General features: G+C 71.6%; 18 protein-coding genes. 5 read left to right on the top strand and 13 right to left on the bottom strand.

The window, feature by feature from the left end:
- Nucleotides 1-84 precede the first annotated feature (84 nt).
- The gene (locus tag WQO_RS26980; RefSeq protein ID WP_010063448.1) at nucleotides 85-1,479 is read right to left on the bottom strand and encodes a DUF4192 domain-containing protein; all 1,395 of its coding nucleotides are present in this window, start codon (nucleotides 1,477-1,479) and stop codon (nucleotides 85-87) included.
- A 111-nt stretch (nucleotides 1,480-1,590) separates the two neighbouring features.
- Between WQO_RS26980 and WQO_RS26975 the strand changes: the two genes are divergently transcribed.
- Together WQO_RS26975 and WQO_RS26970 are read left to right on the top strand one after the other, a co-directional pair.
- Nucleotides 1,591-3,762, top strand: a complete 2,172-nt coding sequence (locus WQO_RS26975; RefSeq protein WP_010063450.1) for a RecQ family ATP-dependent DNA helicase — start codon at nucleotides 1,591-1,593, stop codon at nucleotides 3,760-3,762.
- A gap of 215 nt (nucleotides 3,763-3,977) precedes the next feature.
- A complete protein-coding gene (locus WQO_RS26970; protein ID WP_010063452.1) occupies nucleotides 3,978-4,625 on the top strand; it encodes a hypothetical protein in 648 nt (215 codons plus the stop codon).
- Nucleotides 4,626-4,768: 143 nt separating this feature from the next.
- Here the strand turns inward: WQO_RS26970 and WQO_RS26965 are convergent, their stop codons facing one another.
- The 6 genes from WQO_RS26965 to WQO_RS26940 form a co-directional block, all read right to left on the bottom strand.
- A complete protein-coding gene (locus tag WQO_RS26965; protein ID WP_029182606.1) occupies nucleotides 4,769-5,404 on the bottom strand; it encodes a hypothetical protein in 636 nt (211 codons plus the stop codon).
- A 61-nt stretch (nucleotides 5,405-5,465) separates the two neighbouring features.
- Entirely contained in the window at nucleotides 5,466-6,176 is a 711-nt protein-coding gene (locus tag WQO_RS26960) for a ribonuclease HII (RefSeq protein ID WP_010063454.1), read from the bottom strand.
- A gap of 168 nt (nucleotides 6,177-6,344) precedes the next feature.
- Complete coding sequence (locus WQO_RS26955; RefSeq protein WP_029182607.1) at nucleotides 6,345-8,108, bottom strand: DUF4153 domain-containing protein; 1,764 nt, start codon at nucleotides 8,106-8,108, stop codon at nucleotides 6,345-6,347.
- A 190-nt stretch (nucleotides 8,109-8,298) separates the two neighbouring features.
- The gene (locus tag WQO_RS26950) at nucleotides 8,299-9,207 is read right to left on the bottom strand and encodes an ADP-ribosylglycohydrolase family protein (RefSeq protein ID WP_010063457.1); all 909 of its coding nucleotides are present in this window, start codon (nucleotides 9,205-9,207) and stop codon (nucleotides 8,299-8,301) included.
- Nucleotides 9,208-9,219: 12 nt separating this feature from the next.
- Nucleotides 9,220-9,879 (bottom strand): histidine phosphatase family protein, encoded by a 660-nt coding sequence (locus WQO_RS26945; RefSeq protein ID WP_010063458.1) that lies wholly within the window; start codon nucleotides 9,877-9,879, stop codon nucleotides 9,220-9,222.
- Between the two features lie 65 nt (nucleotides 9,880-9,944).
- Nucleotides 9,945-10,550 carry a YdbC family protein gene (locus WQO_RS26940; protein ID WP_029182608.1) on the bottom strand — a complete coding sequence of 202 codons (606 nt, stop codon included), beginning with the start codon at nucleotides 10,548-10,550 and terminating at the stop codon, nucleotides 9,945-9,947.
- Between the two features lie 88 nt (nucleotides 10,551-10,638).
- On the opposite strand from WQO_RS26940, the gene WQO_RS26935 reads away from it, so the two are divergent.
- Entirely contained in the window at nucleotides 10,639-11,595 is a 957-nt protein-coding gene (locus tag WQO_RS26935; RefSeq protein WP_010063460.1) for a DUF1152 domain-containing protein, read from the top strand.
- A gap of 161 nt (nucleotides 11,596-11,756) precedes the next feature.
- A complete protein-coding gene (locus WQO_RS26930) occupies nucleotides 11,757-12,293 on the top strand; it encodes a TerD family protein (RefSeq protein WP_010063461.1) in 537 nt (178 codons plus the stop codon).
- Between the two features lie 122 nt (nucleotides 12,294-12,415).
- Here WQO_RS26930 and WQO_RS26925 read toward each other — a convergent pair whose 3' ends face one another.
- Both WQO_RS26925 and nrdR read right to left on the bottom strand, forming a co-directional pair.
- Nucleotides 12,416-15,313 carry a vitamin B12-dependent ribonucleotide reductase gene (locus WQO_RS26925; protein WP_010063462.1) on the bottom strand — a complete coding sequence of 966 codons (2,898 nt, stop codon included), beginning with the start codon at nucleotides 15,311-15,313 and terminating at the stop codon, nucleotides 12,416-12,418.
- A gap of 166 nt (nucleotides 15,314-15,479) precedes the next feature.
- Nucleotides 15,480-15,992, bottom strand: coding sequence for a transcriptional regulator NrdR (nrdR, locus tag WQO_RS26920; RefSeq protein WP_010063463.1), 513 nt, complete (start codon nucleotides 15,990-15,992; stop codon nucleotides 15,480-15,482).
- Nucleotides 15,993-16,535: 543 nt separating this feature from the next.
- Here nrdR and lexA point away from each other — a divergent pair.
- Nucleotides 16,536-17,333 carry a transcriptional repressor LexA gene (lexA, locus tag WQO_RS26915; protein ID WP_010063465.1) on the top strand — a complete coding sequence of 266 codons (798 nt, stop codon included), beginning with the start codon at nucleotides 16,536-16,538 and terminating at the stop codon, nucleotides 17,331-17,333.
- A gap of 122 nt (nucleotides 17,334-17,455) precedes the next feature.
- On the opposite strand, the gene WQO_RS26910 is transcribed toward lexA, so the two are convergent.
- The 4 genes from WQO_RS26910 to WQO_RS26895 all read right to left on the bottom strand — a co-directional run bounded on the left by WQO_RS26910 (nucleotide 17,456) and on the right by WQO_RS26895 (nucleotide 24,197).
- Complete coding sequence (locus WQO_RS26910; RefSeq protein ID WP_010063467.1) at nucleotides 17,456-19,426, bottom strand: ATP-dependent DNA helicase; 1,971 nt, start codon at nucleotides 19,424-19,426, stop codon at nucleotides 17,456-17,458.
- 38 nt (nucleotides 19,427-19,464) lie between these two features.
- Complete coding sequence (locus WQO_RS26905; RefSeq protein WP_010063468.1) at nucleotides 19,465-21,405, bottom strand: IucA/IucC family protein; 1,941 nt, start codon at nucleotides 21,403-21,405, stop codon at nucleotides 19,465-19,467.
- 60 nt (nucleotides 21,406-21,465) lie between these two features.
- Entirely contained in the window at nucleotides 21,466-22,191 is a 726-nt protein-coding gene (locus tag WQO_RS26900; protein WP_010063469.1) for a GNAT family N-acetyltransferase, read from the bottom strand.
- A gap of 110 nt (nucleotides 22,192-22,301) precedes the next feature.
- Complete coding sequence (locus WQO_RS26895) at nucleotides 22,302-24,197, bottom strand: IucA/IucC family protein (RefSeq protein WP_010063470.1); 1,896 nt, start codon at nucleotides 24,195-24,197, stop codon at nucleotides 22,302-22,304.
- Nucleotides 24,198-24,199 lie beyond the last annotated feature (2 nt).

The raw sequence follows: 24,199 nt of genomic DNA, 5'->3' as shown, positions 1-24,199 counted from the left end.
GTGATCAGTCCGGGTACCGCGGTTGCGGAATCGCCGGGGCGGGGAGCACCACGGCGTGGCAGGAGCGGCCCTTCGACGGGACGGTCAGTCATGCCGCCGCGCCCTGCTGCCGCGTCGGCCGTACCTCCGGGCCTCGTGCGTCCGCCGCCCGGCCGCCGGGACCCGGGGACGGGTCGAGCCGGGTGACGCCTTCCGCCGCTCGGCGCCCTGAGGCCGGAGAGCGCGCGCCCGCCGCCGTCCGCCCTCGGGCAGCGGGCGGACCTTGCGGACGTGCAGAGGGGCGGCGCCCCGGTCGGTGGCGGACGCCACCACCGCCTCCCCCGCTTCGGCGTCGGCGCCCGGCTGCTCATCGTCGGCGTCGGCCGCCTCGCGCAGGCAGCGGCGCAGGGCCTCCGGATCGAGCCCTTCATTGCAGGCCCGGTGCAGCAGTTGGGCGAACGTGTAATCCGGATCGGCGCGCAGCGCCAGCGACAGGGCGACCCGGGCGCCCGGCTCGTCGCCCGTGGACCAGGAGACCCAGCCGGCCAGGGTGAGCGGAGCCGCTGCGTGCTCCCTGTAGGGTCCGACGCAGCGCCGTGCCAGCGTCCGCCACAGCCGCAGGGCGGACTGGGCTTCCGGCCCCTCCATCCAGGCTGCGGCCTTGTCCCGGGTCTCGCGGTCCTGGAGCCCGAGGATGACGGTGGCGGCCTCGTCGGAACCGATCAACTGGTCGTCCCCGGCGTCCGAAAGTGCGGGTGGCGCGGGCTGCGCCTCCTCGATCCGGTCCATGAGCCTGCGCGCCAGCCCGAGGGTCTCCGTCGCGACCTCCCGCCTGACCCGCTCGTCGAGAAGTCTCGGCAGCAGCGCGGGGCCGGCCGTGTCCAGGGCCTTCTCCTGCGCCCGCACGGCTGCCGGGGTCCGCCAGGGCTGGAGCCGTGCCTCCATGTCGCGCAGCGTGCCCCGCACATGGACGCCCGCGTAGGTGGCGGCCGCGGCCATCACCGTCGTTCCGGGCATGGCCAGGGGATTTCCCTGGTCGGGGCAGCATCGCGGGTCGGGGCAGCAGTAGGACCAGTAACGGCCGTCGGAGAGGCAGAGCGCTTCGAGGACGGGGACGTCGAGCGCCCCGCACGCCGTCCGTAGACGTTGCGCGAACGGCCTGAGCCGCTCCATGGTCAGCCGGCCGCTCGAACCGTCCGGGGAGTCCTGGCAGAGGAAGATCACGATTGCGTCGGGCCGTCCTTCGCGACGCTCGCTCCCCGACACCAGGCACTCCGCCAGCTGGTCGGCGACCGGCCCCCATTCACCGGGCGCCTGCGGAATTCCGAGGCGGAGCCGGCCGCCGAACCTGCCCTGGCCGCCGTGCAGGGCCACCATCACGACGCTGTCGTTGGGGTAGAAGCCCATGAGATACGGGAGAGCGTCGGCGAGGTCGGCGGGGCCGCGCAGGGTGATCTGCTGCTCCCCGGCGGGGCCGGTGGATTCGTGGTGCTTGTTCATGGCTCGACGGTCCCGCGGGCCGCCGAATCCCGCGACCCCTGTGGATAACGTTATCCACAGGCTCGCGCCGTCGTTCGCGGTTTGTCGTGGTCATCGGGTTGCATGGGGGGCATGACCAACGCAGACCGTGCAGCGCTCAGGGCTTCGGCCGACTCCGTCCTCGCCCGCCTGGTGGGCGACGACAGCGGTACGGCCGTGCTGCGCGAGGACCAGTGGGTGGCCATCGAGGCGCTCGTCGCCGACAAGCGCAGGGCTCTGGTCGTGCAGCGCACCGGCTGGGGCAAGTCGGCCGTCTACTTCGTGGCGACCTCGCTGCTCCGCGCCCAGGGCAGTGGCCCGACCGTGATCGTCTCACCGCTGCTGGCACTGATGCGCAACCAGGTCGCGGCGGCGGCCCGGGCCGGGATCAGCGCCCGCACGATCAATTCGTCCAACACCGAGGAGTGGGAGAGCGTCCAGGCCGAGGTGGCGGCGGGCGAGGTCGACGTCCTGCTGGTGAGCCCGGAGCGGCTCAACAACCCCGACTTCCGCGACCAGGTACTGCCGAAGCTCGCGGCGGCGACCGGGCTCCTGGTGGTCGACGAGGCCCACTGCATCTCCGACTGGGGGCACGATTTCCGGCCCGACTACCGGCGGCTGCGGACCATGCTCGCCGATCTGCCGACCGGGGTGCCGGTGCTCGCCACCACCGCCACGGCCAACGCCCGGGTGACCGCGGACGTCGCGGAGCAGTTGGGCACCGGCGCCGGCACGGACGCGCTGGTCCTGCGGGGGCCGCTCGACCGGGAGAGCCTGAGCCTGAGCGTGCTGCAACTCCCCCATGCCGCACACCGGCTGGCCTGGCTGGGCGACCATCTCGGCGAGCTTCCCGGCTCCGGGATCATCTACACGCTGACCGTGGCGGCGGCCGAGGAGATCACCGCCTATCTGCGCCAGAACGGGCACGCGGTCGCCTCGTACACCGGGCGGACCGAGAACGCCGACCGGCAGCAGGCCGAGGACGATCTCCTGGCGAACCGGGTCAAGGCCCTGGTCGCCACGTCCGCGCTGGGCATGGGTTTCGACAAGCCCGACCTCGGCTTCGTCGTGCACCTGGGCTCGCCCTCCTCCCCCATCGCCTACTACCAGCAGGTCGGGCGTGCGGGGCGCGGTGTGGAGCACGCCGAGGTTTTGCTGCTCCCCGGCAAGGAGGACGAGGCGATCTGGCAGTACTTCACCTCCGTCGCCTTCCCTCCCGAGGAGCAGGTGCGGCGCACCCTGGACGTGCTGGCCCAGGCGGAGCGGCCGGTCTCGCTCCCCGCCCTGGAGCCCCTGGTCGATCTGCGCCGGACCAGGCTGGAGACGATGCTCAAGGTGCTGGACGTCGACGGTGCGGTGAAGCGCGTCAAGGGCGGCTGGATCTCCACGGGCGCCCCTTGGGTCTACGACGCCGAGCGTTACGCCTGGGTGGCCCGCCAGCGGGAGGCCGAGCAGCAGGCGATGCGCGACTACGCCTCGACGACGGCGTGCCGGATGGAGTTCCTGCGGCTGCGTCTGGACGACGAGGAGGCGGCGCCCTGCGGACGCTGTGACAACTGCGCGGGCGCCCGTTTCGACGACAAGGTCTCCACCGCAGCCCTGGACGGCGCGCGCCACGAGCTGGGCCGGCCCGGTGTCGAGGTGGATCCCCGCAAGATGTGGCCCACCGGACTGCCCGCGGTGGGCGTCGATCTCAAGGGGCGTATCCCCGCGGGCGAGCTGTCCTTCGCCGGACGGGCACTGGGCCGGCTCTCCGACATCGGCTGGGGCAACCGGCTGCGCCCGATGCTGGCGGCACAGGCTCCGGATGCTCCGGTGCCGGACGATGTCACGGACGCCGTCGTCACCGTGCTCGCCGACTGGGCGAAGGGACCGGGCGGTTGGGCCTCCGGATCGGCGGACGCGGCTCCCCGGCCGGTCGGTGTGGTGACCGTCGCCTCACGCCGCAGGCCGCAGCTGGTCCAGTCGCTCGGCCGGCGGATCTCCGAGATCGGCCGGATGCCCCTGCTCGGGACGGTCTCCTACGCGCCGGGCTCCGAGGAACTGCGGATGTCCCAGACCAACAGCGCGCAGCGGGTGCGGGCGTTGCACGAGGCCCTGGTTGTGGAGCCGGATCTGGCGGCGGCACTGGCGGCGGCCGACGGCCCCGTTCTGCTGGTGGACGACCTGTCGGACACCGGCTGGACCCTGGCCGTGGCGGGACGCCTGCTGCGGCGGTCCGGAGCCCAGGGGGTGTTTCCGCTGGTCCTCGCGGTTCAGGGGTGACGGGAGGACTCATCCCGGGCGGGTCTGGGCAGGGATATCAGTGTCATTCCGGCTGATTCCCGTCAGCAGCAGTAATTGCTCGTTGCCGCCTGCCGGTGGGCCAGGGAGAATTGGGAGCGCCCCCGCACAGTTCTCGTCGGGCCCGGAAGGGCTGTGCCGCGGCGCGCCCTCACCCGACCCTGCCCGCACTGTGGGCGCGTAGCGAAGGGAGGACCGTGACCTTCGGATTCGCCCCGTCCTCAGCCACGTCGACATCGGCGTCCTCGGTTTCCGCCGACTCCGTCAACCGCCTTGCCCGCATGCTCGAACCGGCGGAGTGGGCTTCGGCGGGTATCCCTCTGCTGCGCAGCCCCCGTGAGGTCGTCAGCGGCCTGCACTCCCGTCACCGGCCGACTCCGGCCACCGCGGTGGTCGCTGTCCTCGACCATGAGGAACGGCTCACGGCGAGCGCCTCGTTCGCCCGCCGGTCGACGGCGGCCGCGGACGGCTGGGAGTTCCGCAACGCCCTGCTGGCGCAGCTGCGGCGGGTGATCCCGCACGATCTGCGCCGCCGTACGCCGGTCCGTACGGCCGTCCTTCTGTACTGCCGTGACGGCGACGAACGGTGGACCGAGGAGGACGGCGCGTGGATGTGGGGCCTCCGGGACGCCTGCACCCTGCACGGGCTGCGCTGCGGCGCGTACATCACGCTGACCCGCGGGGGCTGGCAGGTGCTCGGCGAGGGGAGGGGCGGGCGGCGGCCCAGTTCGCTGTCGGAGCCCTCGCTCCTGGCCGACACCGTCTCCGCCCACGAACACCGGAGCGCCCCGGCCCGGTCGGGCGGTGGAGCGGTGGAGGCGCTGCGTCGCACGGCGGCCCGCTGAGCGGACACCGACCGTCTGCCGGACGGCGCTGATCCTCAACCGGGCGGCCCGGCACGGGCGATCGTCAACCGGCCGGCCCGGTCATGGCCGGAGGGCCGGCCATGACGGCCCCGGCCGCCCGTGCGGGCGGCCGGGGATGCCGGTCAAACCCCGGCGCCGAGTGCGGAGTTGATCGTCTGCGGGTCTCCGCAGACGATCAGCAGCACGCCCGCGCGGTCACGGGCGACGGGCAGGGTGCGCGCCACGGTCCCGTCGTCGTCGCCGTTGACCGCGACGACGACCACGGGCCGGGACGCCGCCCGGCCGGCCGCGGAGAGGTCGGCGAAGAAGACGTCGTCGCCCGCGTCGTGCTGGGCCCAGTACGCGGCTTCGCCGAAGGACAGCTCGTGGCCGGCCCACGGGTGCTGTTCGCCGGTGGTGAGCACCAGGATGTCGCCCGGTGCGCGACCGGAGTCCAGCAGCAGGTCGACGGCTTCCTCGGCAGCGTCCAGCGCACCGGCCACCGGGGCCGGGATCAGCTGGATCTGCGGTGCGGAACGGTTCTCGGCCGGCTTCGGACGGGCGGGGGCCGGTGCCGGAGCCGCGGGGGTGGGGTGGGCGCGCTGCGCCGGGGGCGCGGGGCGCGCGGGGCCGGGGCCCGGACGGCCGGGACGCGGGGTGGCCGCTGAACGCGGACCGGGTACGGGACGGGGGGTCGGCGCGGTGCGGCCGGCGGCCGGAGTGACGCGGGGACCCTGGGCGCTCTCGGGAATCTGAGGCTCCTCGGAGATCAGAGGCAGGAAAGTGGTCTGGAGTGAACGCCGATGTCGTCGGCGTGGTCGAGAGGGCGCGTGTGCGCGATCAGAATTCGAAGCCGAGCTGGCCCCCGCTTTCGAGTGCGGCCGCCTCGGCGGAAATACGGACCTTCTTCAGGTGCTGCCACCGGGGCAGCCCGTCCAGGTACGACCAGGAGAGGCGGTGGTGGGCCGTGGGCCCCCGCTCCTCCAGGGCGGCCCGGTGCACCGGCGAGGGATACCCCGCGTTGGCGTCGAAGGCGAAGTCGCCGCAGTCCTCGGACGCGGCACCGAGCTCGGCCATCATCCGGTCCCGGTGCACCTTGGCGATCACCGAGGCCGCCGCGACCGCGATACAGGACTGATCGCCCTTGATCACGGTGCGGACCTTCCAGGGAACGCCCAGGTAGTCGTGTTTGCCGTCGAGTATCACCGCGTCGGGACGGACCGGCAGCCCTTCCAGGGCGCGCACGGCGGCGAGCCGGAGAGCGGCGGTCATTCCGAGGTCGTCGATCTCCTGCGGCGAGGCGTCGCCGAGGGCGTAGGCGGTGACCCAGTTCAGCAGCACGGGTTCGAGCTCGGCGCGCCGCCGCGGGGTCAACAGCTTGGAATCGGTGAGACCTTCGGGCGGTCGGCGCAGGCCGGTGATCGCCGCACACACGGTGACGGGTCCGGCCCACGCTCCGCGTCCGACCTCATCGACACCGGCGACGGTCCTGGCACCGGTGGTAGCGCGAATCGAGCGCTCGACGGTGTGCGTGGGTGGTTCGTACGGCATGGCGCCAGCCAGCGTACGCCGAGAGCCACGGCAGCAACACCCCGGGGCACCGTGCGTACTGCGAATCAGCCATCGGGGGCGGGTTCAAGGGACCCGAGGCCCTCTGAAACCAGCAGGGTTCAGAGGGTGCGGCGGCTCGGAGCGGTGCCGCGCCCGCAAGGCCGTTGCTCAGTACGGGTCGTAGCCGTCGCCGTCCGGCTCGTAGCCGTCGCGGACCCCGTCCGTGCCCAGGCGGTAGCAGTCCCGGCCGTCGCCCTGCACCGGGCGCTTCTCCAGGATCTCCTTCGCCCGTGCCTCGCCCCAGCTGGTCGCGTACCAGGGGGTGTCGGTGTGGAGGACCTCGCGCTGGATGATCCGCAGCGCACAGGAGCGTTCCGGTTCGGGGAGCCGGTCCAGGGCCGGTACGGCGTCGGCGGAGAGGTCCTTGAGGTAATCGATGTCGATGCCGGCGGACTCGCGGGCTTCGAAGCGCTGGACGTTCTGCTCGGCGATCAGTCCGTCCGGCGAGAGCAGCCCGAAGGCCAGAACCCCGGCCGCCGCGCTCACCGCGATGGCCCGGGGCAGGAACCGGGCCCCGAAGACCCCGGCCGCCAGGATCAGGACCAGCACCACCCCGAGCCAGAGTTCCATGGCGGCCACGGATATCCGGAGCCTCGTGAGGCCGTACTCGTCGACGTACAGATCCATGCGGCGCAGCGCGGACGCGACGACGACGAGGGTGAGCGCGCAGAGGGTGCCGAGGACAGCGCGCACCAGCGTCCGGTCCCGGCTGCCGCCGCGCGGGGCCCAGCGCAGGGCCAGGGCGATGACGAGGAGCGTGAGCAGGGTCGCCCACAGCAGCTGCCAGAAGCCCTGGCGGGCGTACTCGGCGTGGTCGAGCCCGGTCTCCGCCCGCACCTTCTCGTAGCCCCCGAGGAGGACGAGGAGCTGGAGGGCGATGAACGCGGCGAAGAGCAGGTTGAGCACGATCAGGGGAAGGGCCCACTCGACCCGTCCCCGCGGCTTGCCGGACGACACGGTGATCCCGTCCCAGCGCACCGGGGCCGCGGCGGCGTACGCGGCGGCGAGCGCACCGGCCAGACCGAGCGCGAACAGGAAGATCCGCCAGGGGCCCTCGCCGAGCGAGACGTCGGGCATGAGGTCGCCCAGCAGATCGGCGAAGGCGGCGTCCGCGCTCGCGAAGAGCGTCCCGAAGACCACCAGCAGCACGACGGCCACCGCCGTGGTGCGCAGGCCCGCCCCCCAGCGCGCCCGGGAGCCGTCGGCGCGGGCGCGTATCCCCCGTACGCCCCAGATGACGCCGGGTACGACCGAGTCGAACAGGCCCAGCGAGCCGATCAGTACGCCCAGCCAGTTGCGGCTGCCGTGCAGTGCCAGCGAGCCGAGCGCGAAGGCGGAGACCCCGGCGAGGAACGTGGGCCAGCCCGCGTCCCGGAGCGCGGGCACGGCGAGCAGCGCGAGGCCCCCGACCGCCCAGATCGCGGTCCAGGGCCGCAGCCGGCGGCCCGCCGACCGTGCGGCGAAGAACGCCGCCAGCGCGGCGGGCACCGCCACGATCAGCAGGTTCACCCCGAGTCCGTCGCCCAGGAAGAGCGCGCTCACGACGGCGGTGGCCAGGACCGACCAGAGCACGGCGGGACGGATCAGGGGTGGAGCGGGTGGCCTGAGCCGGGCCGTCACACCGTCGCCCGTACTGTTCCTGGCTCCGGGTGCCCCCGCACCGTGCTGCCAGGGGTTGCCTGGTCCGGCCGGCGGTGCACCGGCGCGCGACGGTGTGCCGGCGGTCGCGGTGGTCTTGACGGCCTGGTCGGGCGCGGCGGTTGCGGCGGGCGCTGGTGGTTCCGGTTGCGGTTGCGGTTCCTGTTGCTGTTGCGTACCGGCTTCCGGTGACTGCTCCGGCGGTCTGGACGCCTCGGACGGCTGATCGGACATGGGACCCCTCCCCCCACCGGTTCCGGGCGCGGCCCACAGCCGTACGCCCGGCCCGGTGTCTCATTCGGCGCGCACCCCCAAGATCAAATAGGGGCGGCGTGGCCGAAAGAGTAGTCCCGAACTCTCGTTCGCCGACACGCAGAGTGATCCTGTGGCAGGACCGTGACAGAGGAGCGGAGGAGCAGGAGGGTCAGCGCAGGGACGGGGTCAGCCACGCCGGTGGCTCCTCCGTCTGCGCCAGCCAGCCGGCGGGCGGTGCTCCGGTCTCGCCGGACGCGACGACACCCCCGACGATGGCGCACGTCGTGTCGACGTCGCCGCCCGCCTGGGCCGTCACCCAGAACGCTTCCTCGTAGTTCCCGAGGCTTCTGGCGGCCGACCAGAGCGCGAACGGAACGGTGTCGTGTGCGCTGGTCCGGCGGCCGTTGCCGAGGACGGCGGCGACCGTGCCGGCGTCCTGGTAGTCCAGCATGTCGCGGGCCCGGCGCAGCCCCGCGCCGACCGCGCTGCGGGGCACGAGCGCGATGACCCCGTCGAGGAGGTCCTCGGGGCTCGGCGGCCCGCCGGGGGCGGCGGCGAGCGACGCGGCGGCGGCCACGGCCATCGCGCCGACGACGGCCTCACGGTGCTGGTGGGTGGTGTACGACGAGATCTCCGCCTGGTGCGTCGCCTGCTCCGGGTCGTCCGCGTACCAGGCGCCGAGCGGGGCGATGCGCATCGCCGAGCCGTTGCCCCAGGAGCCCTGGCCCTTGAACAGCGCCGAGGACAGCTCCCGCCAGTCGCCGCCCTCCCGTACGAGCCGGAGGAGCCGGTTGACGGCGGGGCCGTAGCCGCGGTCGAAGTCGTGGTACTCGGCGAAGGAGCGGGCGAGCGCGTCCTGGTCGATACGGCCGTGCTCGGCGAGCACGGCCAGGACCGAGCAGGCCATCTCGGTGTCGTCGGTCCACTGCCAGGGCCAGGGCGGCAGGGCCCGCTGTTTCAGCAGGGGGTAGTTGGCCGGAACGAAGAACTGGGAGCCCAGGGCGTCTCCCACGGACAGCCCACGCAGGCTGGCCAGGGCGCGTTCGAAGCGCCGCGCGGAAGCAGAATCAGCGGTCATCGCACAGCCACTCTAACCGGTACGGCCGTACGGTTCAGGGGTCCGCCAGTGCTGAAAGGGCCGGTCGAGGGTGTAGCGGCCGTTCTCGCCCAGCAGCAGGGTCCGCGTCTCGCCGTTGCCCGGATTGGACAGCGACTCGAACTCCGCGACCGACCAGTGGAACCAGCGCATGCAGAACAGCCGCATCGTCAGTCCGTGGGTGACGAGCAGGACGTTCTCCGGGTGGTCCGCCTCCTCGAAGCTCCGGTGCAGGCTCTCCAGGAACGCCCCGACCCGGTCGTAGACGTCGGCGCCGGACTCGCCCTGGGCGAAGCGGTAGAAGAAGTGCCCGTAGGCGTCCCGGTAGGCCTTCTGCAGCCGTACGTCGTCCCGGTCCTGCCAGTTGCCCCAGTCCTGCTCGCGGAGCCGGGGCTCCTCGCGGACCCGGACGCGCGCCGGGTCGAGATCGAACGCCCGGAACGTCTCGTGGGTGCGGCGGTAGGGCGAGATGTAGACGCTCACCCGCTCGTCGCCGAACTGCCCGCGCAGCTCCTGGCCGGTCTCCCGGGCCTGCCGCAGACCGGTGGCGGTGAGCCGGAGCGCGTGGTCGGGCTCCCGCTCGTACACCGTGTCGTCGGCGTTGCCCTCGGACTCGCCGTGCCGGACGAGGACGATGCGCTGCGGTCGTGCCATGTCCCGAGCCTAGAACGGATCGGACCCGCACGATCGGTCGGGGCGGCAGGAGAGGACCGCGCGGGTCACACCGTCCAGGACGGTTCCAGCTCCACGACGTCTCCCGTCAGCGCGATCACGTCCGTCTCGGTCTGCGCGCGGGCCGCCAGCCGCTCGGCCCCCGCCGCGCGGTACTTGCCGCGCTCGGCGCTCGACTTCCACAGGGACAGCGCCAGGAACTCGTTGCCCGGCGCCTCGCCGAACACGCCGCGCAGCATGCCGGGCGACCCGGCCATGGCGGGATTCCATACCTGCTGCTGCATCAGCACGAAGTGCTCGGCGCGGTCCTCGTGGACCCGGCTGTGCGCGACCCGTACGACGTCGGCCTCCGCGAAGTGGGGCTCGAAGCCCGTCTTCACATCGAAGCGGCGCTCGAAGAGCGTGACCTGCATATCGCGGAACATGCCGGACTGCCCGGCCGCCAGCCGGTCGTGCCCGCGGGCCATGAAGGAGTCGTAGAAGACGCGGTTCTCCCAGAAGGCGAAGACGTGGGCGACATCGGGGCGTGTTCGGCTCCACCCGCCGCTCTGTCCTCTGAACCCCGGCTCGCCGAGCAGCCCCGCCCACTTCCGCTGCCCCCGCTCGAAACCATGACGGTCCACCACGGAACAGCGAATCCACTTCACCAGCACCGCGCCATCGTACGGCCCGGAACGTGGCACGCGTCACGGTCCCGGGGAGTGCACCCGAACCGGTCGTTCCGCTCCCACAATGATCACCATGACGACGCTGCACGCCCATCCCCTGTTCGACCGGCTCGCCTCCGCCCGGCGCATCCTCGTCGCGGGAGCGGGAGGAGGTTTCGACATCTACGCCGGGCTGCCGTTGGCGCTCTCGCTGATGCACCAGGGCAAGGAGGTCCAGCTCGCCAACCTCACCTTCAGCGCGGTCGAAGGCCTTCCGCTGGATTCGTGGGCCGCCCCCGATCTGGCGGTGATCACCCCGGACACCTCTCCGCACCAGCCGTACTTCCCCGAGCGCGCCCTCGCCCGCTGGCTCACCCTGCACGGCTACCCGGGCACGGTGCACGCGCTGGCCCGGGTCGGGGTCCAGCCGCTGCGCGCCGCGTACCGGGCGCTGATCGAGCGGTACGACATCGACGCGGTCGTCCTCGTGGACGGCGGTACGGACATCCTGATGCGCGGGGACGAGTCGGGGCTCGGCACCCCGGAGGAGGACCTCACCAGCGTCGCCGCGCTCGCCGGGATCGAAGGGCCCGAACGCCTCGTCGTGTCCATCGGATTCGGGGTCGACGCCTACCACGGGGTCAGCCACGGCCTGGTCCTGGAGAACATCGCGGCACTGGAACGCGCGGGCGCGTATCTGGGGGCGTTCTCCGTACCCCGTACGAGCCGGGAGGGCGCCCTGTTCCTCGACGCGGTCGCGCACGCCCAGGAACAGACTCCCGAACACCCCAGCATCGTCAACGGCTCCATAGCGGCAGCCGTACGAGGGGAGTTCGGGGACGTACAGTTCACCTCCCGCACCAAAGGGAGCGAGCTTTTCGTCAACCCGCTGATGGCCCTCTACTTCGCCTTCGAACTCGACGGGCTGGCCGGACAGTGCCTCTATCTGGACCGGATCGAGAACACGCACCTGATGCGTCAGGTCAGCCGTGCGATCGAGGGTTTCCGCGAGGAGGTACGGCAGCGCCCGCCGCGCAGGATCCCCCACTGAGGTGCGGGCGGGATCAGGAGTACCGGCGGCCGTCGGATGGCCCGAATCCGCCGTCCGAATCCGGGGCAGTTGGTTCGGCGGCCGGTTCCGTACATGATCGGGTCAGTCGTGTATCGGGTGATGAGAACGGCCCGTGGGCCGTCGGCCGGGAGGGGAGTTTCTTGAGCACTCCGAACAAGGACATCGAGAAGGTCGAAGTGCGGGTCAAATGGGACCCCAGCCCGCACGGCGCGGCGGCCAACGACCTCGACATCATCGCGGCAACGTACCCGGCCGACGATCCGTACGGCGCCCCCGCCTACCTGGTCCACTTCGACAGCCGCTCCCCGGACGGCACCATCACGCTGAACCGGGACAGCCGGACCGGCCAAGGCTTCGGCTTCGACGAGGTCATGACCATCGAGCTGAACCGGCTGGCCGAGCGGTACGGGCGCGTGGTCGTCGGGGTCGCCATCCAGCAGCGAGACGGTCACAAGACCTTCGGCGCCGTAGGGAGCACGGCGATGGAGATCGCCGAGGGCTACACGAAGCTGGCGGCGAACGACTTCTCCGACGTGGCGTGGGCGACCGCGGCGGTGGTCGGGGAGTTCACCCGGGACGGTTCGGGCCTCTGGGGCTTCCGGTCGGTGGTACGCGGTTACGACGGGGAGCCCGACACGTTCGCCGCGGCGATGGGAAGCCGGGCCGCCGAGGGGTGACAGCAGTCAGTTCCGGACAACCCGGGGTGGCATGCCGAAGGGGACCGGCCGGTGGCCGGTCCCCTTCGTGAGCCGCGGGTCAGTCAAGCCCTACGCGGTTGCGCACACGCTTCCGCGTCCGGTCAGCTGCAGCCGCTCGTCGAGCCGCAGCCCTCGCAGATGTAGCAGGAGCCGGCGCGCTGCATCTTCGTACCGCAGGAGAAGCAGAGCGGGGCGTCGGCGCTGATGCCGAGCTGCATCTCGACCAGTTCGGCCGAGGTGTGCGCCGTCTTCGGCGCCGCCTTCGCCGCGGACTCCGCGGGAGCCGGGACCGCCTTCAGGGGCTCGGCGTGGAGCGGGGCCGACTGGGCCAGGCTGTCCGCGTCCAGGCCGTCTGCCTCGAACGACGGCTCGTAGCTGCCGGTGTCCAGGTGGCGCTGGCGCTCCTCGGCGGAGTGGATGCCGAGGGCCGAGCGGGTCTCGAAGGGCAGGAAGTCCAGCGCCAGGCGGCGGAAGATGTAGTCGACGATCGACTGCGCCATCCGCACGTCCGGGTCGTCCGTCATGCCGGCCGGCTCGAAGCGCATGTTGGTGAACTTCGAGACGTACGTCTCCAGCGGGACGCCGTACTGCAGACCGACCGAGACGGCGATGGAGAAGGCGTCCATCATGCCCGCGAGGGTCGAGCCCTGCTTGGACATCTTCAGGAAGACCTCGCCGAGACCGTCGTCCGGGTAGGAGTTGGCGGTCATGTATCCCTCGGCGCCGCCCACCGTGAACGAGGTGGTGATGCCGGGACGGCCCTTGGGGAGACGCTTGCGGACCGGGCGGTACTCGACGACCTTCTCGACCGCCTCGCGGATGGTCTCCTCGGCCTTCGCGGTGACCTCTTCCTTCTCCTTCTCCTTGGTCTTGGCGGAGAGGGGCTGGCCGACCTTGCAGTTGTCGCGGTAGATCGCGAGCGCCTTGACGCCCATCTTCCACGCCTCGAAGTAGACCTCTTCGACGTCCTCGACGGTCGCCGTCTCCGGCAGGTTGACCGTCTTGGACAGGGCGCCGGAGATCCACGGCTGGATCGCGGCCATCATCCGGACGTGGCCCATCGCGGAGATGGAGCGCTCGCCCATCGCGCAGTCGAAGACCTCGTAGTGCTCGGTCTTCAGGCCGGGGGCGTCGACCACGTTGCCGTTGTCGGCGATGTGGGCGACGATCGCCTCGATCTGCTCGGGCTGGTAGCCGAGGCGGCGCAGCGCCTGAGGCACGGTGCCGTTGACGATCTGCATCGAGCCGCCGCCGACCAGCTTCTTGAACTTGACCAGGGCGAGGTCGGGCTCAAGACCGGTGGTGTCGCAGGACATCGCGAGACCGATGGTGCCGGTGGGCGCGATGACCGAGGCCTGCGCGTTGCGGAAGCCGTTCTTCGCGCCGAGCCGGATCACGTCCTGCCAGGCCTCCGTCGCGGCGGCCCAGACCGGGGAGTCGAGGTCGTCGACGTGGACGGCCTTGGCGTTGGCGTCGGAGTGCTGCTTCATGACGCGCTGGTGCGGCTCGGCGTTGCGGGCGTAGCCGTCGTACGGGCCGACGACCGCCGCGAGTTCGGCGGAGCGCTTGTACGAGGTGCCGGTCATCAGCGAGGTGATGGCGCCGGCGAGCGCGCGGCCGCCGTCGCTGTCGTACGCGTGGCCGGTCGCCATCAGGAGGGCGCCGAGGTTGGCGTAACCGATGCCCAGCTGACGGAAGGCGCGGGTGTTCTCGCCGATCTTCTGCGTGGGGAAGTCGGCGAAGCAGATCGAGATGTCCATCGCGGTGATGACCAGCTCGACGACCTTGGCGAAGCGCTCGGACTCGAAGGACTGGTTGCCCAGGCCGTCGTCCTTGAGGAACTTCATCAGGTTCAGCGAGGCGAGGTTGCACGAGGTGTTGTCCAGGTGCATGTACTCGCTGCACGGGTTCGAGCCGTTGATCCGGCCGGACTCCGGGCAGGTGTGCCAGGCGTTGATGGTGTCGTCGTACTGGATGCCCGGGTCGGCGCAGGCCCAGGCGGCCTCGGCCATCTTGCGGAAGAGGGACTTGGCCTCGACCTCTTCGATGACGTCGCCGGTCATCCGGGCACGCAGCCCGAACTTGCCGCCCGACTCGACGGCCTTCATGAACTCGTCGTTCACGCGGACCGAGTTGTTGGCGTTCTGGTACTGGACGGACGTGATGTCGTCGCCGCCCAGGTCCATGTCGAAGCCCGCGTCACGCAGGGCGCGGATCTTCTCCTCCTCCTTGACCTTGGTCTCGATGAAGTTCTCGATGTCGGGGTGGTCGACGTCGAGAATGACCATCTTGGCCGCGCGGCGGGTGGCGCCGCCCGACTTGATCGTTCCGGCGGACGCGTCGGCGCCGCGCATGAACGAGACCGGTCCCGAGGCGTTGCCGCCGGAGGAGAGGAGCTCCTTGGAGGAGCGGATACGGGAGAGGTTCAGGCCGGCGCCGGAGCCGCCCTTGAAGATCATGCCCTCTTCCTTGTACCAGTCGAGGATCGACTCCATGGAGTCGTCGACGGCCAGGATGAAGCAGGCGGAGACCTGCTGCGGCTGGGGCGTGCCGACGTTGAACCAGACCGGCGAGTTGAAGCTGAAGATCTGGTGCAGGAGGGCGTAGGCCAGCTCGTGCTCGAAGATCTCGGCGTCCGCGGGAGAGGCGAAGTAGCTGTTGTCCTCGCCGGCCTTCCGGTACGTCTTCACGATCCGGTCGATCAGCTGCTTGAGGCCGGTCTCGCGCTGCGGGGTGCCGACGGCCCCGCGGAAGTACTTGCTGGTGACGATGTTGACCGCGTTCACCGACCAGAAGTCGGGGAACTCGACGCCACGCTGCTCGAAGTTGACCGAGCCGTCGCGCCAGTTGGTCATGACGACGTCACGGCGCTCCCACGTCACCTCGTCGTACGGATGCACGCCGGGGTTGGTGTGGATGCGCTCGATACGCAGACCCTTGCTCGCCTTGGCGCCCTTGGTGCGGGAACCACGTGCCGGGCCGCTCGCCGTCTCTGTCATGCCGCCTCCCATATGTGGGCGAAAACGCCCTGAAGTGCCCAGATCTTCCCAGGCACAATGTGTGTCCGTTGCCCCGTGGGCCGCACTCGGGCCACGGGAACAGGTCTTGATTCGCCCGGCCGCCGGTCGGTGGAGGTGACTCCGGACCGTGACGGGCGCGTACCGCTCAGTCGGCGGCAATGGCGGGCGGGGGGACCTCAAGGGTCTCGCCGCTCCCGCAGTCCTCCGCGGAAGGCCGCTGCGCACGCAGTTCCACGATGGCGGCCTCGAAGTCTTCCAGGGAATCGAACGCCCGGTACACGGACGCGAAGCGCAGGTACGCGACCAGGTCGAGTTCCTGCAGGGGGCCGAGGATGGCCAGTCCCACGTCGTGGGTGGTCAGTTCGGCGCTGCCGGTGGCGCGCACCGCCTCCTCGACCCGCTGGCCGAGTTTGGCGAGGGCGTCCTCCGTGACGGGCCGTCCCTGGCATGCCTTGCGGACGCCGGAGATGACCTTGGTACGGCTGAAGGGTTCGGTCACGCCGCTGCGCTTGACCACCATCAGCGAGCAGGTCTCCACCGTGGTGAAGCGGCGGGAGCAGTCGGGGCACTGGCGGCGGCGACGGATCGACGTCCCGTCGTCGGTGGTGCGACTGTCGACGACTCTGCTGTCGGGGTGCCGGCAGAAGGGGCAGTGCATGGCTTCCAACCCTCCTTCACGCGCACGACTGAATAGCCTCTTCAGGGCCTTGTCCGGGCCCCTGGAAGCAGTCCCCAGCATAGGCGATGACCACGGCGCGATTGAACCGAGACCACAACTTCTGGGCGACTGAGACAATCCAACCACTAGATCTAGGGTTTCGGTCGCGTTTCCCACCCCATCGCGTGTCGCGCGCCGGACCTCGCCGGGAGGCCGCGCGGGGAGCAGCGGGGAACATGGGCCGAAGAAGCCAGGAAAGAGGGTACGGGAAACGCGGGGCCGTCGAGCCGCCGGGGCTTCGGCGCCCGGGCCCGGATGAAAGACTCCGCGCACAGGTCCGGATGTCTGCGCACAGGTCCGGATGAAAGACTGGGGCCGGTGCCGCGAGAAGGCCGCCGCGCGACCTCCGTCACGGCGCCCATACACCTGTCGGCAGTACCGCGGCACCCCTTTATTCGTTTTTCACTCGAACGTGTGTTTGGCGCAACCTTTCGAAAGCTACTACCGTTGTCCAGCTAGGGAGAACATTCGAGAGGGGCCGACGTGACCACCACCGCAGACAGCGCCACCATCACCACCCGGGACCACCGCTCCCAGAGCCGACTTGAGCCGGTGCATGCCATGAATGACTCAGTCACGAACACGGACGGGCCCGAGCCCGCACGCCCCGGGCGTTCCATGCCCGGCAGGCCTCCCGGCATCCGGGCGGACAGCTCGGGGCTCACGGACCGGCAGCGGCGGGTCATCGAGGTCATCCGCGACTCCGTGCAGCGGCGGGGATACCCGCCGTCCATGCGGGAGATCGGTCAGGCGGTGGGCCTCTCCAGCACCTCGTCCGTCGCCCACCAGCTGATGGCCCTGGAGCGCAAGGGCTTCCTCCGCCGGGACCCGCACCGCCCCCGCGCGTACGAGGTGCGCGGATCGGACCAGCCCAGCACCCAGCCCACCGACACGACCGGCAAGCCCGCCGCGTCCTATGTGCCGCTGGTGGGCCGGATCGCCGCCGGTGGTCCGATCCTCGCCGAGGAGTCCGTCGAGGACGTCTTCCCCCTCCCTCGTCAGCTCGTCGGCGACGGTGAGCTGTTCGTGCTGAAGGTCGTCGGCGACTCGATGATCGAGGCCGCGATCTGCGACGGCGACTGGGTCACCGTCCGCCGCCAGCCCGTCGCGGAGAACGGGGACATCGTCGCCGCCATGCTCGACGGCGAGGCCACGGTCAAGCGCTTCCGCCGGGAGGACGGTCACGTATGGCTGCTGCCTCACAACGCCGCGTACCAGCCGATCCCCGGCGACGAGGCGACCATCCTGGGCAAGGTGGTGGCGGTGCTGCGCCGCGTCTGAGAAGACGGCAGCGTCGGGCGGAGGGCTGTCGGCCCCGGGACTCCCTAGCACGTCGATCATGACGTCGTCCCGGGGCTTTGCCGTGCCCCGGGACGGCACAGCCTGCGGCAGAGCCCGTCCGCCTACGCCCCGTCCGCCTTGGCCTTGGCGTCGATGGCGGCCAGCGAGCGGCGCGCCTGGTTACGGTCGGTGGTGTACCAGAAGTCCGGCAGCGAGGCGCGCAGATAGCTCCCGTACCGCGCGTTGGCGAGCCGGGGGTCCAGCACGGCGACGACGCCCTTGTCGCCCGTCGCCCGGACCAGCCGGCCCGCGCCCTGGGCCATCAGCAGGGCGGCGTGCGTCGCCGCCACGGCCATGAAGCCGTTGCCGCCCGCCTCCTCGACCGCCTTCTGCCGGGCGCTCATCAGCGGATCGTCGGGCCGGGGGAACGGAATCCGGTCCATGACCACCAGCTGACAGCTCGGCCCCGGGACATCCACGCCCTGCCAGAGCGACAGCGTGCCGAAGAGGCAGGTCTCCGGGTCGGCCGCGAAGTTCTTGATCAGCTCGCCGAGCGTCTCCTCGCCCTGGAGCAGGATCGGCTTGTCCAGGCGCTCCCGCAGCTCCTCGGCCGCCGCCTTGGCTCCCCGCATGGAGGAGAAAAGGCCCAGCGTCCGGCCGCCCGCCGCCTCCACCAGCTCGGCGAGCTCGTCCAGCATGTCCGTACGCGATCCCTCGCGGCCCGGGGTGTTCAGATGCCGGGCTACATAGAGGATGCCCTGCTTCGGGTAGTCGAACGGGGAGCCGACGTCCAGCCCCTTCCACTGCGGAACGTCCTCGCCCGCCGTGCCCTCGGGGGCCAGCCCGAGGGACGCGCCCACGCCGTTGAAATCGCCGCCGAGCTTGAGGGTGGCCGAGGTCAGCACCACGGACCGCTCGGCGAACAGCTTCTCGCGCAGCAGCCCCGACACGGAGAGCGGCGCGACCCGGACGGAGGCGCCGAACCGGTCGTGCTGCTCGTACCAGACGACGTCCCACTCCGAGCCCTGGGTGATGCGCTCGGCGACGCCGTGGATCGACTCGACCGAGGCCAGGGCCTGCTTGCGGACGGCGTTCTCGTCCTCGACCGACTTGTCCCGGGTGGCGCCGATCGCGGAGATCACGGTGCGCGCCGCGTCGCGCAGCGCCATCAGCGCGTATCCGAGGTCCTCGGGCACCTCTTCAAGCCGTCCGGGCAGCGCGAGCTCCATGACCCGCTCGAACCCCTCGGCCGCGGTCTGGAGGGCGTCGGCCGCCTTCTCGTTGACAAGTTTCGCCGCCCGCCGGACCGCGCGGTTGACCTGGGCGGGGGTCAGCTCGCCGGTGGCGACGCCGGTGACCCGGGAGACCAGCTCATGGGCCTCATCGACGATCAGCACCTCGTGCGACGGCAGCACCGGCGCGCCCTCGATGGCGTCGATCGCGAGAAGCGCGTGGTTGGTGACGACGACATCCGCGAGCTTGGCCCGCTCGCGGGCCGCCTCGGCGAAGCACTCCGCGCCGTACGCGCACTTCGTCGCGCCGAGGCACTCCCGCGAGGAGACCGAGACCTGGCCCCAGGCCCGGTCCGAGACACCGGGCGTCAGGTCGTCCCGGTCGCCCGTCTCCGTCTCGTCCGACCAGTCCCGCAGCCGCAGCAGGTCCTGCCCCAGCTTGCTGGACGGGGCCGCCGCCTCGAACTGGTCGAAGAGCCCCTCCTCCTCGTCCTGCGGCACCCCTTCGTGGAGCCGGTGCAGGCAGAGGTAGTTCGACCGCCCCTTGAGCATGGCGAACTGCGGGCGCCGCCGCAGCAGCGGATGCAGGGACTCGACCGTACGCGGAAGGTCGCGCTCCACGAGCTGTCGCTGGAGGGCGAGGGTGGCCGTGGCCACCACGACCCGCTCCCCGTGCGCCAGGGCCGGCACCAGATAGCCGAGCGACTTGCCCGTACCGGTGCCGGCCTGGACGAGCAGGTGGGATTGGTCGTCGACGGCCTCGGCGACAGCCTCGGCCATGGTGACCTGGCCGGGCCGTTCCGTACCGCCGACAGCGGTGACGGCGGCGTGCAGGAGCTCGGGGAGGGATGGCTTCGTCATAGCCCGACCAGCCTACGGCGCACCACTGACAACGGCGGTCACTCCCGGACGCGGGCGGAGGGGTGCAACGGGTTGGGAACCGTGCCGTGGATCGCCGCGTGCGGACGGCTGGCCCGGTCCCGATAGCCGTCGACATGCAGGCGGTTGCGGTTGAGGCAGAGGCGTTCGATCTCGGGGGTGAGCATGTCGAACAGCTCGAACCGCTCCTTCAGCTCCGGGAAGCGGGCGTGGTGACGCACGATCTCCGCCCGGACGAGTGACCAGAAGGTGTCCTCGGAGACGCCGAGCTGCTCCTCGCACAGGGGTGAGAGATAGCGGAAGACACCCACGAAGAGGCCGGAGTGGATGAACTGGGTGAGGAAGGACGGCTCCTCGGTGAGGAGGACGGCGCGCACCTCGTCGGGCATGGCGGCGTGTTCCGGCAGCGCGCGGGCGCTGACGTTGACGTCGTCGACGAAGTCCTTGATGGCGAGCCGTACGGGCACGTCGTTCTCGTCGAACACGACGATGGCGTTCTCGCCGTGCGGGGAGAACACGGTGCCGTAGCGGTAGAGGAAGTGCAGCAGGGGCGGCAGCAGCGCGGCGAAGAGGCGCTTCAGCCAGGTCTCCGGGGAGAGGCCGGAGCGCTGGACCAGCTCCGCGGTGAACGCGCGGCCCGTCGGATCCGTATGGAGGAGGGAGGCGAGCGTGCGGGCGCGTTCGCCCGGGGCGAGGCGGGGCGGCAGGGGCTCGCGCCAGATCGCGCCGAGGAGTTCCTTGTACTGGTAGGGCGCTTCGGGGAGGTGGTCGTACAGCGGATGTTCGACGGCGACGGAGGCGACCTCGCCGAGGAGGATGACCCGGCAGGTGTCGCGGAGGAAGGGGTCGTCCTCGCACAGCCCCTGGACCCAGGCGGTGACGGCGGGGGCGGCGAGGGTCCGCTCGGTCGGCAGGCCACGCCAGACCAGGGTGTTGAGGATGGAGAGCGGGAGCTTCACCGTGTGCCGTTCGGGCCGGTCCACGTTGGCGAACGTGCGGATGGACTGCTGCGGGAGACGGGCGTCGCCGTCGGTGTGCAGGGCCACGATGTCGCCGTCGGCGATGGCCGGGGCGAAGAGCGGCACGATCCACTCGTCCCACTGCCAGGGGTGTACGGGGAGGTAGAAGTAGTGCTGCGGGTCGTGTCCACGGGCCCGCAGTACGTCGGCGAAGGCGTCCCGGATGTCCGGGTCGAGCTCTCCGGCGTACAGCTGGTCGGAGGTGGAGACGCGGCCGACGCCCCGGAACTCCGCGATACGGCAGCTGACCGCGATCCACGGCAGCCGGAGCGGGCTGCGCGTCTCGGGGGTGAAGCGGGCGGCGTCGGCGGCGGAGAAGCCGAGCCTCCCCTTGCTCGCCACCAGCCAGGGGTGGCCGGTCTGGTGGCCTTCCAGCTCCGCGTAGTCCAGGGCGGCGAGCCGGTCCGCGGTGAGCGCGGTGTGGTCGAGCCGGGCGTCGGCGGAGAGCGTCAGGGTCAGCTCGCGGATGAGGTGGCCCAGCGTCGTCCCGTCGAGCCCGAGGAGGTCACGGGCCCGGGTGAGGAAGGTCAGGGGGTCACGGAACGGGCGGGAGGCGGCGGGCGAGCCGTTGGACTGCGCGGCGGCATGGGCTGAGGGCGAGCCGTTGGACTGGACGTCGGCCCGCGCGGCGGGCGAGCCGTCGGCCTGGGCGGCCTGGGGCTGCGCGGTGATCTCGATCGACTCGGGGTCGACGCGCCAGCTGCCGTAGACGCCGCGCCGGGCGGTGAAGGCGAGCACTCCCCCGTCGTCGAGGGTCAGCCGGTGGAGCCCGCCGGTCCCGGGCACCGGAACCGGCTCGATGATCTTCTCGTAGGCGAACTCACCGAGCGTTTTCGCGAGGAGCCTCGCTGCGGCCCGGTCCCAGATCTGCCGGTTCAGCTCCGGAGGGCTGAACAGCTGCGGGGACGCGGCCGCGTCACGGCTCGTGGGAGATATCGGCACGGGGACTCCTCCGGAGGGAACCTATGAGGTTCGAGCGGTTTGGGCGGTGCGGAGAGCACGTCACAACTGGGCTCGGCACGTTCGGTCGCGGATCATCAGCGCGGCGCGTTTGTCGGGGAGGTCCACTTCGGCGGAGAAGCGGAAGCCGGCACTGAGGAACGCGGATACGGACGGGGTGTTGCGCAGGTCCGGTTCGGCGACGACCCGTCCGCACTGCGGAAGGTTGTCCAGGACGAGGTCGGTGACAGCGCGGAGCAGGGCGGTACCCACGCCCCGGCCCCGGTTCTTCACGCCCCCCAGGAGGAGGTGGACACCGGTGTCGTGGGGGCGGGCAGGGTAGTGGCGGGCCAGGGGGTCGAGGTCGGCGCGGTAGATCTCCCAGTAGCTCATCGGGGTGCCGTCGAGCACGCCGAGACAGGGGATGCTGCGCCCGTCCCCTTCCAGCTGGGGCCGGATGTGGTCGGCGGTGACGGACTCGGGTCCGGCGAGCTCCCAGAAGGCCGCCACGGCGGGGTCGTTCATCCAGCGGCTGATGACGGGGAGGTCGCGCTCCAGCCGGACGGGCAGGAGGGCGAACTCACCCGCCGCGGTCCGCGCGGGCGGCCAGGAGCCGGGGTCGCCCAGCAGGTCACCGGGGACGGTGGCCCGCCGCGTCCCGGCGCTGCGCTCCTCGGCGATCAGCGCGAGGAGCTCCTCGGTGAGCTTCAGATCGAGGGTGTCCTCGGCTCCGGTGCCCCCGCCGTCGGGTGCGGTGCCGGGTTCCGCTGAGGCGTCGGCGGGAGGCACGGTGGCGCTCTCCTCTCTGGACCGGGTGCGGTCGGTGAGCTTCTCCGGTGCGGGTGCGGTCGGAGTCTCTCTGGTGCGGGTTGCGCTCGGAGTCTCTCTGGTGCGGCGGTTCAGCTGTGGAGCGGGTTGGCGATGGTGACGTAGACGGACTGGGTGTCGACGGGTCCCACCAGCTCGTCGAGGCCGTGCAGCCGGGTCAGCAGGTTGGCCTTGCAGCGCAGTTGGCGGTTCTCCAGGAGATACGCGGGCAGGGGCGAGCCCAGTTCCGCGGTCTCGGTGAGGAATTGGCGCAGGACGGTGAGGAGTTGCTGTTCGTCGGCCAGGCGCTGGGAACCGAACGCCCCGATCAGTCCGAGGACGTTGTTGATGCCCAGGTAGTAGGCGAACCGCTCGTCGGTGACCGGGTCGGAGACGAAGGTGTCGCTGACGGTGCCGATGCCGGGGAGCCGCCGGTCCAGCTCGGCGCGGCGGGAGTCGCGGAAGTAGTAGCCCTGGTTGTCCCGGTAGCGGCCGCCGACGGGCCAGCCGTCCGGGTCGAGGAGGACGAGGGTGTTCTGCTGGTGGGCTTCGAGGGCGACGCCGCCGTGGGCGTCGAGCCAGAGGACGGGGCGCACGACGTGGTGCAGATAGCGCCGGAACCATTCGGCGGAGACGTCGGTGGCGGTGAGGCCGGTGCGGGCGCGCAGGGCGGAGACGACCTCGGAGAGCCGTGAGTGCATACCGGGACGACCGGGCCGGGGCCGCTGCGCGGTGAGTCCGGCGATGCAGGCGGCGTCGTCGCCCGGGCCGAAGGGGTTGTGACGGAGCATCACGTCGAGCCCGGTGACGGGGGTGCCCTCGGGATCGTCGACGGCGAGCCAGGCGGGGTCGCGGACGATGTCGAAGCCGGGGTGCTCCCGCTGCCAGTGCTCGGCGAGGCCGGTGGACAGGAGGCGGTGGACCTCGACGCCCCGGTGCAGTTCCTTGCGGAGGTTCTCGCGGCGGGAGTTGGTGATGCGTACGCCGAGGGAGAGCTTGAGCATGACCCGCGCCCCGGGCCGGTGCACGGTGCGGATGGAGGAGGTGGGGTGCCAGTGATCGCCGTGCGGGCCGAGGTCGTGGAGCAGGCCGGTCTCGGCGAGGGCGCGGACCTGGGGGCGGTGGATCAGGTCCGCGGCCTGCCAGGGGTGGACGGGGACGGCGACGGTGCCGGGGGGCGTCTTCAGCCCTGCGGCGTGCGGGGCGAGCAGCTCCTCGGCGGTGGCCGGACCGCCCTCGCTCCAGGCGGAGTCGGTGGCGGCCAGCGACCGGTCGACAGCGAACCAGTGCAGCGGGAAGGAGCCGTGGAGCTCGGGTGAATAGCGGCGGGACTCCGATTCGGAGAGACCCTCGCGGCTCTTGGGCGTGGGGTGGAGGGGGTGGCCGAGCAGCAGGGACTGTTCGGCGGTGAGGAAGAGGTCCGCGTCGCCGGGGTCGGCCGGGCTGCGCCGCCGCTGCTCGATGAAGCCGGCGGTGTGGCGTACGGAGTCGGCGACCCGGGCGACCAGATCGCCCGCGCCGCTCTCGCCGCCCTCGCGGCCGATGAGGACGGCGACGGTGGCGGCGTCGGCAGGCGGGGCGCCGGCGGGGGCGTTCTCCAGGGCGGGCGCGCCGAAGCGGTGAGCCCCGGTGGCGGACCAGTAGTGCACGGGGACGAGGAGGGCGGTGCCGCTGGCGGGGAAGGCGATGCGCAGAGTGTCGCTGTCGGGGCGGGGCAGGTCGTTCTCCCGGGTCCAGCAGCGCAGCAGGCTTTCGGTGCCCGCCGCGTCGGCGGCCCGCAGCGGGTCCGGGTCGTCGAGCGCGTCGAAGCCCTGGCTCCGGGCCGCGAGGTCCGAACCGGGTTCACACGCGGCGGGGATGGGCTCGTGCGGGGATTTCTGGCGGGGCACGGTCGTCGCCTCGACCGTGCCGGGGGCGGCCGGTCCGTCCTGCCCTCGGTGCTGGGGGTCACCGGGGCCGTCGGCCTCGGGCGCGGGGGTGGGGTTCACGG

This window comes from Streptomyces globisporus C-1027 (assembly GCF_000261345.2).
In the GTDB taxonomy this organism is placed as follows: domain Bacteria; phylum Actinomycetota; class Actinomycetes; order Streptomycetales; family Streptomycetaceae; genus Streptomyces; species Streptomyces pakalii.
The sequence above is the reverse complement of the archived record's forward strand: the minus strand, read 5'-3'. Positions and strand labels throughout refer to the sequence as shown.

What these genes read in the sequence shown, in the direction of transcription:
- WQO_RS26935 (WP_010063460.1), top strand. Translation starts at nt 10,639, where the DNA reads ATGACGACGCTGCACGCCCATCCCCTGTTCGACCGGCTCGCCTCCGCC.
- WQO_RS26980 (WP_010063448.1), bottom strand. Translation starts at nt 1,479, where the DNA reads ATGAACAAGCACCACGAATCCACCGGCCCCGCCGGGGAGCAGCAGATC.
- nrdR (WP_010063463.1), bottom strand. Translation starts at nt 15,992, where the DNA reads ATGCACTGCCCCTTCTGCCGGCACCCCGACAGCAGAGTCGTCGACAGT.
- WQO_RS26975 (WP_010063450.1), top strand. Translation starts at nt 1,591, where the DNA reads ATGACCAACGCAGACCGTGCAGCGCTCAGGGCTTCGGCCGACTCCGTC.
- WQO_RS26910 (WP_010063467.1), bottom strand. Translation starts at nt 19,426, where the DNA reads ATGACGAAGCCATCCCTCCCCGAGCTCCTGCACGCCGCCGTCACCGCT.
- WQO_RS26955 (WP_029182607.1), bottom strand. Translation starts at nt 8,108, where the DNA reads ATGTCCGATCAGCCGTCCGAGGCGTCCAGACCGCCGGAGCAGTCACCG.
- WQO_RS26950 (WP_010063457.1), bottom strand. Translation starts at nt 9,207, where the DNA reads ATGACCGCTGATTCTGCTTCCGCGCGGCGCTTCGAACGCGCCCTGGCC.
- WQO_RS26960 (WP_010063454.1), bottom strand. Translation starts at nt 6,176, where the DNA reads ATGCCGTACGAACCACCCACGCACACCGTCGAGCGCTCGATTCGCGCT.
- WQO_RS26925 (WP_010063462.1), bottom strand. Translation starts at nt 15,313, where the DNA reads ATGACAGAGACGGCGAGCGGCCCGGCACGTGGTTCCCGCACCAAGGGC.
- WQO_RS26945 (WP_010063458.1), bottom strand. Translation starts at nt 9,879, where the DNA reads ATGGCACGACCGCAGCGCATCGTCCTCGTCCGGCACGGCGAGTCCGAG.